The sequence below is a fragment of the Bacteroidota bacterium genome, from assembly GCA_018692315.1.
Lineage (GTDB): Bacteria > Bacteroidota > Bacteroidia > Bacteroidales > JABHKC01 > JABHKC01.
Genome location: JABHKC010000199.1, coordinates 1 through 15,259, shown reverse-complemented (window position 1 = coordinate 15,259; position 15,259 = coordinate 1). Strand labels below are relative to the sequence as shown.

Here is a 15,259-nt window from a genome sequence, read left to right as displayed (position 1 = left end):
TTTAGAATCATTCTAATTAAAGTGCGAAAAAATTTAAACCCAAATACAAAAATTAAACAAAACTCATTAATATTAATTAATTTGAGCTTGAAAATTTAAAAAACTATATGAAAAAAAAAGTTTATGAATTAATCAGGTTAGCATTCTGAAAAGTAATATAAAAAACTGGAAGCTATATTTTGCAATGTTGATGCAGCCACCTGTTTTCAAAATTGTTAAACCTAAATTGTATGAAGTTTTAAGCCCTGTTATTATAATTACAACAAAATATTTTGCATCTAAAGGATATAAAAATCCGGAAGTAGAAACACGATTTTTGTTTGCTATTCTTGATGGAATATTTTTAAATTATATAAACGATTCGGAAAATTTTCAGCTTGATGAGATAAAAAATAAAATTATTGAAATGTATAAATGAATTTCAATTTGCAATAATCAATTATTATAAATAGATACTAAAAACTAAACAAATGAAAAGAGCAACAAAGGTTGTGGCAGTATTATTTTTCCTATTAATAAATATCAATTTTGTTGAGGCACAAGAGTTTTCCGCACTTGAAGTAATAAAAAAAGCCGACCAAAAAAACCGTGGAAAAACAAGCAGTGGTGAAATGAAAATGACAATAGAAAGGGCAGATTGGAACCGAAGTATCTCAATGAAATCATGGTCGAAGGGTACCGAATATTTTATGATTTATATAACTTCACCGGCAAAAGAAAAAGGGCAGGTTTTTCTGAAAAGGAAAAAAGAAATGTGGAATTGGGTGCCGAGCATTGAAAAAATGATAAAAATTCCACCCTCAATGATGATGCAATCTTGGATGGGTTCAGATTTTACGAACGACGATCTTGTAAAACAATCTTCAATTATTGTTGATTATACACATGATTATCTTGGGAAAGAAATTGTTAGGGAATTGGAATGCCATAAAATTCAGCTTACAGTGAAACCTGATGCTCCGGTTGTTTGGGGGAAAATTATAGTCTGGGTCAGTGCAGAAGGATTTGATATTTGGAAAGCTGAGTATTACGACGAAGATGGATATCTTGTAAATATTGAAAATGCTTTCGAGCTAAAAAAAATGGGAGACCGTACTATACCCACGAGAATGGAAATAGTTCCTGTCGAGAAAAAAAATCAGAAAACTATTCTTGAGTTTATTTCGCTTAAATTTGATGAGCCTATTGAAGACGGCTTTTTTTCGCAACAAAATATGAAACGAATCAGATAACTAAATTTCCAATTTCTAATTTCCACTATAACTGATTGATAATATGTACACAAATTTTAAAATTGCCTGGAGAAATTTATGGAGAAATAGAAGGCGAACTTCTATTGCAATTTCTTCGATTCTTTTTGGTGTTCTTTTTTCTGCAATTATGAGTTCTATGCAAGAAGGTTCTTATACGAACATGGTAGATATTGCCGTAAAATTTTATTCCGGCTCTATCCAAATTCATAAAAAGGGCTATTGGGAAAATCAGAAAATTAACAATACATTTGAATCGAGTCCTGAAATAATTGCTGCTTTAGAAAATGAAAAGAACATTTCGTTCTACACTCCACGCCTTGAATCGTATGCACTGGCTTCGTCAGAAGAAATTACAAAAGGAGCCTTGGTGCTTGGCATCGATCCTGAAAAAGAAGACAAAGTAACAAATGTAAAAGCCAAAATGAAAACCGGCAACTATTTGAAACAAGATGATGATGGAGTGTTAATTGCTGAAGGCTTGGCAGACTATCTGAAACTAAAATTGAATGATACATTAGTAATGATTGGGCAGGGATATCATGGAGTGAGTGCTGCCGGAAAATATCCAATTCGTGGGATAATAAAACATCCGAATCCGGAATTTAACAGACTTCTGATTTTAATGGAAATCTCAAATTGTCAAAATTTTTATTCTGCCGAAAATCTGTTAGCCTCCTATGTAGTTATGTTAGATGATTATAGAAATATGACAGAAATACAAAACAATTTGAAAGCTGCAATAAATGATAATCATGAAGTGATGACTTGGGAAGAAATGCAACCGGTTTTAGTTCAGCAAATTGAAAGCGATAGGGGAACTGCTGTAGTCTTCAAGATTATTCTTTATCTCGTAATTGGTTTCGGAATTTTGGGTACGATTATGATGATGATGTCTGAAAGGAAAAGAGAGTTGGGTGTTATTGTTGCAGTTGGAATGCAAAAACTTAAATTAATGAGAATTTTGTTTATTGAAACCATGTTGATTGGTTTAGTAGGCGTTATTGCAGGAATTATTGTGAGTTTTCCGATTACTTATTATTTATATTTAAATCCAATTCCTCTTACCGGGCAAACTGCTGAAGTTATGATAAATTACGGTTTCGAACCGGTAATGAAATTTGCGATTGATCCTAAAGTATTTTATAATCAAGCTCTGGCGGTATTTGCAATTACAATTGTTATTTCGATTTATCCAATCTATAATATTTCGAAATTGAGAGTTATTGAGGCACTTAGAGGATAAATTTAAAAACTAAATAAAAGGAAATTTTAAACGAATAAAAATAAAAATATGATTTGGTCAATATCATGGAGAAACGTTTGGCGAAACAAAATGCGCAGTTTGGTTGTTGTCATTGCAGTTTCAATAGGGCTTGTAGCCGGTGTGTTTTCTTCATTTTTTATGAAAGGTTGGATTAATCAACGTCTCGCTGATGTTATTAATACAGAAATGGCACATATTCAAGTACATAAGCCAAAATTCAAAGAAAACTACGAGTTAAACTATCTGATTACTAACACATCCGAGAAAGTTTCAGAAATAAATAAAATTGAAGGTGTTCTTGCTGCTTCAAATAGAATAATAATAAATTCGATGGTTGCTACTGCCGAAACCGGAACGGGTGTAAAAATTGTCGGAACAGTACCGGAACAAGAAAAACAAGTATCCAATATTCATGAAAAAATCATCGAGGGAAAATATTTCGAAGGTGTTACGAGAAATCCGGTTGTTATTGGAAAAAAATTAGCCGACAAATTAGATGTTCGTATTCGAAACAAAATAATTATTACAGTTCAGGACATCAATGGCGATGTTATTAGTGGTGCATTCAGAGTTGCCGGAATTTATAAAACATCAAATACTGCATACGACGGAATGACAATATTTGTGCGAAACTCCGATATTTCGAGGCTTTGCTCTTTGGAAGAAAATACTTGCCACGAATTAGCAATTTTGTTGGAAAACAGTAATAATTTGGAAAGCATAACTGACGAAATCTCGAAACTTATGCCGGAATTGAAAACAGAAAACTGGCGAACTTTAAGTCCGGAAATGGGCTATATGGACGAACTTATGGGAGTCTATATGTACATGGTTGTTGTTATTATTTTGTTGGCACTTTGTTTTGGAATCATAAATACAATGCTCATGGTTGTTCTCGAACGTGTCAAAGAACTCGGTATGCTTATGGCTGTGGGAATGAACAAACTTAGAGTTTTTTCGATGATAATTTTAGAGTCAATATTTTTATCGTTTACAGGAGGGATAATTGGTATTATTTTTGGATATTTAATCTCATTATATTTCTCAAAAGTTGGTTTAGATTTGTCTGTTTGGGGCGAAGGACTTTCTGCAATGGGTTTTTCACCAATTATATATCCGGTCATCGATTTCGAAACATTAATAATAACATCAGCTCTGGTAATTTTAACAGGAATAATATCTGCCCTTTATCCGGCTTTTAAAGCATTACGTCTAAATCCGGCTGAATCTATCCGAACCGAATAAAATAGAATTAACAATCTCAAAAGACTCCTTTTTATAGAACAAAAAACATAGACAAATGAAAATAATAGAAATAAAAAATTTACATAAAATTTACGATGAAGACACAAATCCTGTCCATGCTGTGAATGGAATAAGTTTGGATTTTGAAGAGGGCGAATTTGCTGCAATAGTGGGACCCTCGGGTTCGGGGAAGACAACATTTCTGAATATTGTTGGCGGATTAGACGATGCCAGCGATGGAAATGTTCAGATTAATGATGTTGATATTGCTACACTATCAGCAAAGAAAAAAACAACATTCAGAATGAACAATATTGGTTTTGTTTTTCAAGCATACAATCTTATTCCGGTTTTGACAGCTAAAGAAAACGTAGAATTTATTATGCACCTTCAGGGGAAATCGAAAACTGAACGTGAAAAACGCACTTTTGATTTGCTGAAGTCGGTGGGATTGGAGGAGCAAATAAACAAACGACCAAACAAACTTTCGGGCGGACAGCAGCAAAGAGTTGCTGTTGCAAGGGCTTTAGCCTCGAAACCCAAATTTGTTCTTGCCGACGAACCCACTGCAAATTTAGATTCAAAATCGACCGAAAATCTGCTCGACATTATGGAAAAACTAAACAGCGATGAAAATATTACCTTTATTTTTTCAACCCACGATGCCCGAGTTGTGAAAAAAGCCAGACGTGTAATTACCATCGAAGACGGAAAAGTTGTTTCGGATGTTAGGAAGTGATTGTTTTGAGAACGGAGAAAAATACATTTCTATAATATAAATAGATATTGTTATCCAATGTAAATACAATGATGTTATAATTGAGGATTGGATGAGTGTAGCAGTCATATATTCTAGCAATGCGACAAAGATTAATTAAAGATTAATATGTCAATAATCATAGATAATATTCAACTTGATGAAAGTAATGTTGAATTTAACAATGCAGCTGAAATTGTCAAGCATACTAATAAATTAGTATATTTGACAGGAAAAGCTGGAACAGGAAAAACAACATTTTTAAAATACCTAAGAGAAACAAGTAAAAAGAATATTGTTATTGTTGCACCAACAGGTGTGGCGGCGATAAATGCAGCTGGGCAAACGATACATTCATTTTTTCAAATTCGTCCAAGTATTTATGTTCCAAATGATAAACGACTAAGAACAAAACCAAGTTTAAATGACAATGATAAATCAACTGTATTTGACCATTTCAAATATTTCAAGAAGAAATTAGAAATAATTAAAGGTTTAGAGCTTTTAATAATAGATGAAATATCAATGGTAAGAAGTGATTTATTAGATGTTATTGACAGATTGCTTAGGATTTTTAGAAAAAAAGAAACAGAACCATTTGGCGGAGTACAAGTTGTATTAGTTGGGGATACTTTTCAATTACCTCCTATTGCAAAAAATGATGAATGGCTCATTTTATCACAATATTATAAAAGTCCATTTTTTTTTAGTGCAAAAGTAATTGAACAAAACAAACCTGTCTATATTGAACTGAAAAAAATATATCGCCAAAATGAAAAAGAGTTTATCGAATTATTGAATAAAGTTAGAATTAACAAAGTAAAAGAAGATGATATATTATTATTAAATAGCAGATATACTTCAAATTATGAACCTAATAAAAAAGATAAATATATAATTTTAGCTACGCACAATAGGAATGTAGAAACAACTAATTTAACAAAATTGTCTGAATTAGAAACTGAACCCAATTTTTTTGAAGCAACAATCACAGGAACATTTCCCGATAATTCATTACCTACTGACAGAGTATTGCAATTAAAGGAAAATGCTCAAATAATGTTCATAAAAAATGATAGAAGTAAACGTTACTTTAATGGAAAAATCGGCACAATTAAAAAAATAGAAGAATTTACAATTATTGTTGAGATTACTGATAAAAATGATGATTTCAAGGAGATAAAAGTTGAAAAAGAGACTTGGGAAAATGTAAGATATAGTTGGAATGATGAACAAAAAAAGATTGAAGAAGAAATTATTGGAACATTTATACAATTTCCATTAAAACTTGCATGGGCTATTACTGTTCATAAAAGTCAAGGACTTACATTTGAAAAAGTTTTTGCTGATCTAAGTGCTGCATTTGCCCCAGGTCAAGTTTATGTTGCATTGAGTCGTTGCACTACTTTTAATGGTTTGATGCTAAAATCACAAATTAACAGAACTGCAATTAAAACGGATAATGAAGTTTTAGTTTTCGCTCAAAATGAAACTCCAAACACTTTAATTATTAAAGAATTAAATTCGGGTAAAGCAGATATATTGTACAAAAGTGCAAGATACAAGATTAAAAAAAATGAATATTCAAAAGCGTTTGATGATTTGCTAAAAGCATATAAATATCGCAATGATATTGGAACAGATATTTTTAAACGATTTTTTGTTTATTATTTTTCAAGATTATACTATTCTGAAAAAGGGCTTGCTAAGCAACAAAATAAAGCAAAAGTTTTTATTCAACAAAACAATTTCTTAAAAAAGGAATTTGATAATATATCAAAACAAAAAGGAATAATGGAGGGAGAGATAGAAAAGCAAAACTCTGTAATAAATGTACTGCTGCAAAAGACTGATGATTTTGATAATGAAAATAAAAGGATAAAATTGGAATTAAAAAAAAAGGGAAATAGAATTAAAACTTTAAACGATAAAATAGAAACACTTGAAAATAAAATAAGCAAACAAGATACTGAAATTTTCAGATTGAGTAATTTGAAATGGTATCATAAACTATTTGGGAACTAAATTGAATGATTGTGTTTTTCAAAGTTTACAATTACTCAGTTTAATTTAAAGAGTTTTATAATTGCAAATATCCAAATTACAATATAAATAATATTGATTTAAAACTATAAAAGAACAGGCTGTATAATTGAAACCCAAAACATCGAAAGGAGAGATATCTCAATCAGATATTGAAAAAGAATACGAAAATTTATCAAATTAAAATTATAATAAACAGTATTCAGCAAACTATGAACCTAAAACACTTAGCAAATCAAATATCGGAGATGCACAACGAGTTGTTTCAAAAGGCAGTATCGGCTGTAAACACAGCACTTACAGTTCGTAACTGGTGGATAGGTGCATACATTGTAGAATACGAACAAAACGGTGAAGACCGCGCTGCCTACGGTACAGGTTTAATACCGCATTTAGCAAAAGAAATTGAAATAAAAGGTTTGTCGGAAACTAATCTTAGAGTTTGTCGTCAATTTTATATCCTTTATCCTCATATATTTTCTATACTTCAAGAAATCAAAGAGTATTTTCCAATTCATCAGTTGCCAACAGATGAATTGTTAAATCCTGATAATAAGCGACTTGAAATTCATCAGTCATTGACTGATGAATTGGCAACAGTGGAAAATATAGCAAATCGAATTCATCAGTCGGCGACTGATGAATTGAAAGTTCCTGCTAAAAAAATCATTAAAAGGCTTTCGTTCACACATTTAACCGAGCTAATAAAAATTGAAAATTCATTAAAACGCACTTTTTACGAAATAGAGTGCATCAATGGTACTTGGAGTGTCAAGGAATTGAAACGGCAAATTGCGACACTGTATTTCGAACGTTCCGGCTTATCAAAAGACAAAGAAAAACTCAGTCGTTTGGTTCATCAAAATGCCGAACAACTCACTCCTGCCCATATCCTGAAAACTCCATTGACTTTTGAATTTCTTGATTTGCCGGTAAAAAGTATTCTGGAAGAAAGCGATATAGAACAAGCATTGATGGACAATTTACAAATGTTTCTTTTAGAATTGGGAAATGGTTTTTGTTTTGAGGCACGTCAAAAACGAATATTGATCGATGATGAGTATTTTTATATTGACTTGGTATTTTATCATCGTATTTTGCGTTCACACGTAATTATTGAAATAAAAAATGATGAATTCAAGCACGAACATATTGGACAGTTGGAGGTGTATTTGCAGTACTACAAGTACGAAGAAATGAAGCAATACGATAACCAACCAATTGGAATTTTGCTTTGTACCAAAAGTAAAAAAGCAATGGTAAAATATGCCACTACAGCTAAAGAAAATGTTTTTGTAAACGAATATCTTATTAATCTTCCTTCAAAAAGTGAATTGGAGAAAATAGTTAAGAAATGGATGAAAAATAATTGATTGTATCAAAAAATATATTAAACAGCGACCAAATGAAACAAATATTATTAAGCACACTTTTATTTCTATTTATTTTAAATGCTAATTCACAGAATGAGAAAAACTGGACATTGAACGGATATATTTCGAATATTCAGTCCGTGATGTTCGAATCATATGATGAGGATTGGGTGAACGATAATGTTATACATAATCGGCTGAATTTTAAGTGGTATCCAAATAATTCATTGAAATTTGCAACAAGTATCAGAAATCGACTTTTGTGGGGAAGTTCATTTCAATATTTTCCCGAGTATGCAAAATCTATTGAAGAAAGCAACTCATATTTTGACTTAAATAGAAACATTCTAAGCGAAGAATCTTTTGCTCTGAACAGCACAATAGATAGATTATATCTCGACTATACAATCAAAGATTTGCAAATTACCCTTGGCCGACAAAGAATAAATTGGGGGCAAAATTTTATTTGGAATCCTAATGATATTTTTAATTCGTATTCGTTTTTCGAGGTCGATTATACCGAACGTCCTGGAAGCGATGCCATTAGAATTCAATATTATACTTCATATTCGAGCAGTGCCGAATTTGCCATGAATTGTAATTCAGACAAAGAGATTACTCTTGCCGGGCTCTACCGTTTCAATAAATGGAACTACGACATACAGTTATTGGGCGGACTGATAAAAGAGACGGAAATATTTGCAGGTTTGGGTTGGTCGGGCGATATAAAAACTGCTGGATTTACTGGCGAACTCAGCTATTTTGTGCCTAAAAAAATGAAGGATACTTCCGGCGTTTTGCTATTTGCTTTGTCCGGCAACTACACTTTCAGCAATTCGCTGATGCTGCAAATAGATTATATTTACAATGAATATGCGAAAAGTTATGATATTTCTCAATTTGGTGAAATGCTGAATTTGCCTCAGTCCGAAAAAGCTATTTCGTTCACCGAACATACTTATTTTTTGAGTGCTGGATTTCCAATCAATCCATTGATAAATGCAAGTGTTTCAGCAATGTATTTCCCAAAACTTGATGGAATATATATCGGTGGTTCCTTAGATTATTCTTTAAAAGACAATCTGAATGTTTCTTTTATCTCACAATTTTTCGATGGACAATTTGGCGACGAAAGAAGCAAATTCTTTATGGGTTTTTTGAAATTGCAATTGAGTTTTTAGAATTAGACTTTTTCCAAAATTTCAATACACTTTATTAAACTATCTCTCCAAAAAGGAATTTTTATACCAAAAGTATCTTTAATTTTATGTTTATTTAAAACACTGTAGTGTGGACGATTTGCCGGGAGCGGATAGTCTTTGGTTTCTATTGGTTTTACAAAGCAAGAAATATTGGCGAGTTTGTGAATCTCTATTGCAAAATCGTACCAACTGCAAACGCCTTCGTTTGAAAAATGATATATGCCGTTTTTGAAGGCATTTTCATTTTTTATGCTTTGCAAAATTATTTCAATTATCGCTTGTGCTAAATCTTTTGCGTAAGTAGGTGTGCCTATTTGGTCGAAAAGAACTCCTAATTCGTCCCGTTCTTTTCCAAGCCTCATCATGGTTTTTACAAAATTGTTGCCAAAAGCCGAATAAAGCCAGGAAGTGCGAATTGTTATTGAATTTGCTCCGCTTTTTTCTAATTCAATTTCGCCATTAAGTTTTGTTTCGCCATATGCCGAATTTGGCTTAGGAGCCTGATTCTCGGAATAGGGAGTATGGTTTTTTCCATCGAAAACATAATCTGTGGAAATGTGAATTATTTTAGCATTATGTTCTTTTGCTGACTCTCCGAGATATCCTACTGCTATGGCATTCAGAAGATTTGCAAATTCCTTGTTTGTTTCAGCATTATCAACTGCTGTAAAAGCAGCGCAATTAACAACAAAATTGATATTGTTCTTTTCAAAAAAAGCAAGAATGTCTTTTTTGCTGGTAATGTCAAGTTCTTCAACATCTGTAAAAATAAAGTTTAGCTCTTTATAATTTTTTGATAGTTCAGAAATTTCGCTTCCTAATTGCCCTTTCGAACCTGTTATTAAAATTGTGTTCATCCGATTATTTTTAATAAAAAGAGTATTCAGCTATTTCGTATGTTAAATCTGCCCATAAACAAAATTAGTTTCGGCATCATCGAAAGAAGGATTAACCTTATCTTTTGTTGAAACAACAGCTTTTGTCTTATCAATTTTCCAATCAATATTTAACATTGGGTCGAGAAAATTTATTCCTCTTTCGGAATTGGGATTGTATAAATTATCGCATTTGTACGAAAAAACTGCATAATCGGTAAGAACTGAAAAACCGTGAGCAAATCCTTGAGGAATGAGAAGTTGTTTTTTGTTTTCTTCGCTCAGTTCTATGCTGAATGATTTTCCGTAGGTTGGCGAATCTTTTCTAATGTCAACAGCAACATCGAGAATTGTTCCGCGTAATGCTCTCACAAGTTTTGTTTGAGAATGGGGTGCAAGTTGGTAGTGCAATCCACGAATTACTCCATACATAGATTTCGACTGATTGTCTTGTACAAAATCAATATTTACATTATTATTAATAAAATCTTCTTTGTTGTAGCTTTCGAAAAAATATCCTCTTTCGTCTTCAAAAACTTTTGGTTCAATGATTAATAAATCGGGAATATATGTTTTAATTATTTTCATTTTATCTTTTCATTTTTTGTAAAACTGCTTGATTAAAACTAAAAATCAGTGTTGCCTGAAAAAAAATCTTCTTCAGCAATTTTAATAAGGTATTGACCGTATTGATTTTTTTTGAGAGGTTCTGCAAGTTCAAGAAGTTGAGCTTTATCAATATATCCTTTATTGAAAGCAATTTCTTCAAGACAAGCAACTTTAAGTCCTTGTCGTTTTTCAATGGTAGCAATGTAGTTCGATGCTTGTAATAAACTTTCGTGGGTACCTGTGTCTAACCAAGCCATACCACGACCTAAGAGTTTTACACCTAATCTTTCTTCGTTAAGGTAAAGTCTGTTGAGATCGGTTATCTCCAATTCTCCACGAGGCGAAGGTTTAAGGCTCTTTGCTTTAGCTACAACATCGTTGCTATAGAAATATAGTCCTGTAACTGCGTAGTTCGATTTTGGATTTTTGGGTTTTTCTTCAAGGCTTAAAACCTTGCCAGACTTATCGAATTCGGCAACTCCATATCTCTCAGGATCGTTTACATAATATCCGAAAACTATAGAACCATCTTTTAAGTTTGCTGCTTCTTCTAGAATTTTCCCAAAACCATAACCATAAAAAATATTGTCGCCCAAAACCAAACAAACATTATCGTTGCCAATGAATTTATCGCCAATAGTAAATGCCTGTGCAAGACCATCGGGCGATGGTTGAATTTCGTATGACAGCTTTAAGCCAAATTGTTTGCCTTCACCAAGTAGGTCTTCATATAGCTTAATATCTGTTGGTGTTGAAATAATCAAAATTTCCTGAATTCCGGCTAACATCAAAACAGACAGTGGGTAATAAATCATGGGTTTATCGTAAACCGGGATTATTTGTTTCGAAATGCTTTTTGTTATAGGATAAAGTCTTGTTCCTGAACCACCTGCTAAAATTATTCCTTTCATATTTTAATTATTTGTTTTTTAAAGCTAATAAATTTAAATCTAAAGATGCAGAAATTGAAAATTGAAATTCGCTTGTTTTGCTAATTTCTGTTTTCGAGAATCATAAATTCAAAATTCTTTTGAAATAGTTTATGGTATTTGTCAAACCTTCATCTAATTGAATTTTTGGTTCCCAATTGTCTAACTCTTTTTTTGCAAGGTCGATATTTGGTTTTCTTTGGGTAGGGTCGTCTTTTGGAAGAGGTAAATGTATTATTTTTGAATTGGAATTTGTTATTTTTATAACTTTTTCGGCAAGTTCAAGCATTGTAAATTCTCCTGGATTTCCAATATTTACCGGCCCAATGAAATCTTGCCTACAGTTCATCATTCTTATCATACCTTCAATAAGGTCATCTACATATTGAAAACTTCTGGTCTGTTCACCGTTTCCATAAATTGTAATATTCTCTCCTTTAAGGGCTTGTACAATAAAATTTGAAACTACACGCCCGTCGTTGGGATTCATTCTAGGTCCATATGTGTTAAAAATTCTAATAATTTTTATTTTGACATTATTTTGGGTGTGATAATTCATAAATAATGTTTCTGCACATCTTTTACCTTCGTCGTAGCACGAGCGAATGCCAATTGGGTTTACATTTCCCCAGTAGTCTTCAGTTTGCGGATGAATGGCAGGATCTCCATATACTTCGCTTGTTGAGGCCTGTAATATTCTGGCGTTTATTCGTTTTGCAAGACCTAACATATTTATTGCACCTGAAACAGATGTTTTTACTGTTTTTATTGGATTATACTGATAGTGAATTGGTGAAGCAGGGCAAGCTAAATTGTATATCTGATCAACCTCTACAAAATAAGGCATTGTTACGTCATGTCTAACTAATTCAAAGTATGGATTGCTTAAAAGGTGGACAACATTTTGTTTACTGCCAGTAAAATAATTGTCGAGACAAACTACTTCATTTCCTTCTTTCAAAAGACGTTCTGACAAATGTGATCCTAAAAATCCGGCACCTCCGGTTACTAATATTTTTTTCATGATATATTTATTTGATTTATCCTTCTATCTACAATTTCATGCCATGAGTCTTGGCATAATCTCAAACATCTGATATATTCAATACAAATCTTTGAAAAGAAAATAGACCTCAAAATGTGGAATAAAATGAGGTCTATTTTTTAAAGAAAAGAGTTTTATACTTTTTTCCTTCCAATACCGTAATATTGATATCCAAACTCTTTCATTTCTTCTGGATCGAAAATATTTCTGCCATCAAATACAAGTTTAGTTTTCATTAATCGTTCTACGATAGTAAATTTTGGCACTCTAAATTCTTGCCATTCTGTTACAACAATCAATGCGTCAACGTCTATGAGGGCTTCGTACTGGTCATCTACATAGGTTACTATGTCTCCAATTTTTCTTTTCGACTCTTCAATAGCAACAGGGTCGTAAGCTCGAACATTTGCACCTTCTTTTAGTAATTTAGAAATTAATACTATTGATGGGGCTTCTCGCATATCATCTGTGTTGGGTTTAAAAGATAATCCCCACATAGCGAATTTTTTACCTTTAATATTACCTTTGTAGTGCGACATTATTTTATCATACAATACTGATTTTTGTCTCTCATTTACATCTTCGACAGATTTTAATATCTCAAGTGAGTAGTTGTTTTCGTCAGCAGTTTTAATTAGAGCTTTCACATCTTTTGGAAAACATGAGCCTCCGTATCCAACTCCCGGATATAAAAATTTATTTCCTATCCTGCTATCAGAGCCAATTCCCATTCTTACAGAATGAACATCTGCCCCGACTAAATCGCAAAAATTGGCAATATCGTTCATAAAACTAATTTTTGTTGCAAGCATCGAATTTGCTGCATATTTTGTCAATTCTGCCGATGGAACATCCATAAATAATAATGGATGGTTGTTCATAACAAATGGTTTGTAAAGCCTTTGCATAACTTTCTTCGCCCTTTCAGTTTCTACTCCTACAACAATTCTGTCTGGTTTTAAGAAATCGTCAATAGCATCACCTTCTTTCAGAAATTCCGGATTTGAAGCAATATCAAAAGGAATATCTACACCTCTTTTATCTAATTCTCCTTGAATCGCAGCTTTCACTTTTTTTGCTGTTCCAATTGGAACAGTACTTTTTGTAACAATAACCATGTAATGATCAAGATTTTTACCAACTTCTCGTGCAACGGAAAGTACAAATTGAAGGTCTGCACTTCCATCTTCGTCCGGAGGAGTTCCAACAGCTATAAAAACTGCATCACTTTTGTCTAAACTATCTTTCAGACTTGTAGTAAAAAACAACCTGTCTTTGCTTGCATTTTTTTGTATCATATTCTCTAAACCGGGTTCGTAGATTGGAATTATTCCTTTATTTAGGTTCTCAATCTTCTTTTCGTCAATATCTACACAGGTTACAGTAATACCTGTTTCTGCAAAACAAGTTCCCGATACTAAACCAACATAGCCTGATCCTACAATTGAAATTCTCATAATTCTTTAATATTAAAAAGTTTATCAATAATCTGTAAATTATTTTAGTCAAAAAAAATAAAATTTATAAATGATAAAGATATATATTTTTTTAAATTTGTCATGTTTTTTAGTTTAGTTCTTTTATTTTTCAGTTTTTTTATCACTATAAAAGATTGAAATTTAACAATTAATATGTTTAAACGTAATTTTGATGAAGAAGAAAATTTTGGTTATAGACGATGAAGCAACTATTAGAACTCTTTTGGTAAGCTTTCTGAGTAGGAAATATAATGTTGTTTCACAGAATAATGGTGCTGAAGGATTAGCCTGGCTTCAGGAAGGAGATATTCCTGACTTAATTGTATGCGATGTTGAAATGCCAAAATTAGATGGCTATGAATTCATTAAAAGTGTAAAAGCAAGTGGCTATTTTAAAAATATTCCATTGATAATGCTTTCAGGATTAGACACAAGTGCCGAGAGAGTAAAGTGCCTAAAAATGGGTGCGAACGACTTTATTGTTAAACCGTTTAATCCGGAAGAATTGGATGTTAAAATTGAAATCGCCTTAGGTAGAGTATTTTAAATAGTTTCCAATCAAAAAAAATAATTAGAAGATTATGCAACATAAATTTCCTGAAGAATTTTTCCATACTAAAAATACAGAAACCAAAGAAAAAGTATATGATATTCTTTATGTTGGAGAAGACAAATCTGTGATTGAGGCACTTTCTAGCAACGATGAGATAAATTTAATAAATAAAATAAACGGATATTTAGCGGTTAGTTGGTTGGAAAACAATCCCCAACCTTATGCGATTATTTCTGAAATAGTAATACCAGGAATGTCGGGCTTTTTAATGCACAGCGAAATATATTCAAATATGACTCAACAATCGTTACCCTTCATTATGATTGATGAGAATTATACTCTGGAAAATAAAGCGGAAGCATTAAAGCAAAATATTGATGACATTTATAACAAACCAATAAATTCTGAACGATTACTGTTTAGATTAGAATTTTTGCATGAGTTTAAACTCAAAAAGAATATAATCTCTTATTTGGAAGATAGAAAAAGCACCTTTAACCTGATTAATTCATAAACTTTTTTTTCATAAACGTTTCTACAATTTTCATGCTCAAATATATTAACATTGATGAGTTTTAGTTAATTTTTTTATTCAATTTTAAATTTTACCGAATTTTATTTTGAATGATTCTA

15 protein-coding genes are annotated in these 15,259 nt (G+C 32.0%); 10 read left to right on the top strand and 5 right to left on the bottom strand.

What is annotated here, in order from left to right; genetic code table 11:
* The first annotated feature begins 190 nt into the window (after positions 1–190).
* From HN894_14860 to HN894_14825, 8 genes are all read left to right on the top strand, one after another.
* Positions 191–418, top strand: a complete 228-nt coding sequence (locus tag HN894_14860) for a hypothetical protein (protein ID MBT7144604.1) — start codon at positions 191–193, stop codon at positions 416–418.
* Positions 419–470: 52 nt separating this feature from the next.
* Positions 471–1,232: an outer membrane lipoprotein-sorting protein gene (locus HN894_14855; GenBank protein ID MBT7144603.1), complete on the top strand. Its 762-nt coding sequence runs from the start codon at positions 471–473 to the stop codon at positions 1,230–1,232.
* 43 nt (positions 1,233–1,275) lie between these two features.
* Entirely contained in the window at positions 1,276–2,496 is a 1,221-nt protein-coding gene (locus HN894_14850; GenBank protein ID MBT7144602.1) for an ABC transporter permease, read from the top strand.
* A gap of 48 nt (positions 2,497–2,544) precedes the next feature.
* Positions 2,545–3,762, top strand: coding sequence for an ABC transporter permease (locus tag HN894_14845; protein MBT7144601.1), 1,218 nt, complete (start codon positions 2,545–2,547; stop codon positions 3,760–3,762).
* Between the two features lie 55 nt (positions 3,763–3,817).
* Complete coding sequence (locus HN894_14840; GenBank protein ID MBT7144600.1) at positions 3,818–4,501, top strand: ABC transporter ATP-binding protein; 684 nt, start codon at positions 3,818–3,820, stop codon at positions 4,499–4,501.
* 147 nt (positions 4,502–4,648) lie between these two features.
* The gene (locus HN894_14835) at positions 4,649–6,544 is read left to right on the top strand and encodes an AAA family ATPase (GenBank protein MBT7144599.1); all 1,896 of its coding nucleotides are present in this window, start codon (positions 4,649–4,651) and stop codon (positions 6,542–6,544) included.
* A gap of 230 nt (positions 6,545–6,774) precedes the next feature.
* The gene (locus HN894_14830; protein ID MBT7144598.1) at positions 6,775–7,935 is read left to right on the top strand and encodes a DUF1016 family protein; all 1,161 of its coding nucleotides are present in this window, start codon (positions 6,775–6,777) and stop codon (positions 7,933–7,935) included.
* 32 nt (positions 7,936–7,967) lie between these two features.
* Complete coding sequence (locus tag HN894_14825) at positions 7,968–9,116, top strand: hypothetical protein (GenBank protein MBT7144597.1); 1,149 nt, start codon at positions 7,968–7,970, stop codon at positions 9,114–9,116.
* Positions 9,117–9,118: 2 nt separating this feature from the next.
* Here the strand turns inward: HN894_14825 and rfbD are convergent, their stop codons facing one another.
* The 5 genes from rfbD to HN894_14800 form a co-directional block, all read right to left on the bottom strand.
* On the bottom strand, positions 9,119–9,994 hold the full coding sequence (rfbD, locus tag HN894_14820; GenBank protein ID MBT7144596.1) for a dTDP-4-dehydrorhamnose reductase: 876 nt from the start codon (positions 9,992–9,994) through the stop codon (positions 9,119–9,121).
* A gap of 42 nt (positions 9,995–10,036) precedes the next feature.
* A complete protein-coding gene (rfbC, locus tag HN894_14815; GenBank protein MBT7144595.1) occupies positions 10,037–10,600 on the bottom strand; it encodes a dTDP-4-dehydrorhamnose 3,5-epimerase in 564 nt (187 codons plus the stop codon).
* 38 nt (positions 10,601–10,638) lie between these two features.
* A complete protein-coding gene (gene rfbA / locus HN894_14810; GenBank protein ID MBT7144594.1) occupies positions 10,639–11,532 on the bottom strand; it encodes a glucose-1-phosphate thymidylyltransferase RfbA in 894 nt (297 codons plus the stop codon).
* Positions 11,533–11,632: 100 nt separating this feature from the next.
* The gene (locus tag HN894_14805; GenBank protein MBT7144593.1) at positions 11,633–12,574 is read right to left on the bottom strand and encodes an SDR family oxidoreductase; all 942 of its coding nucleotides are present in this window, start codon (positions 12,572–12,574) and stop codon (positions 11,633–11,635) included.
* Between the two features lie 155 nt (positions 12,575–12,729).
* The gene (locus tag HN894_14800; protein MBT7144592.1) at positions 12,730–14,052 is read right to left on the bottom strand and encodes a UDP-glucose/GDP-mannose dehydrogenase family protein; all 1,323 of its coding nucleotides are present in this window, start codon (positions 14,050–14,052) and stop codon (positions 12,730–12,732) included.
* A 193-nt stretch (positions 14,053–14,245) separates the two neighbouring features.
* Between HN894_14800 and HN894_14795 the strand changes: the two genes are divergently transcribed.
* Both HN894_14795 and HN894_14790 read left to right on the top strand, forming a co-directional pair.
* Positions 14,246–14,620, top strand: a complete 375-nt coding sequence (locus HN894_14795; GenBank protein MBT7144591.1) for a response regulator — start codon at positions 14,246–14,248, stop codon at positions 14,618–14,620.
* Between the two features lie 34 nt (positions 14,621–14,654).
* Positions 14,655–15,140 (top strand): response regulator, encoded by a 486-nt coding sequence (locus HN894_14790; protein ID MBT7144590.1) that lies wholly within the window; start codon positions 14,655–14,657, stop codon positions 15,138–15,140.
* Positions 15,141–15,259: the final 119 nt, after the last annotated feature.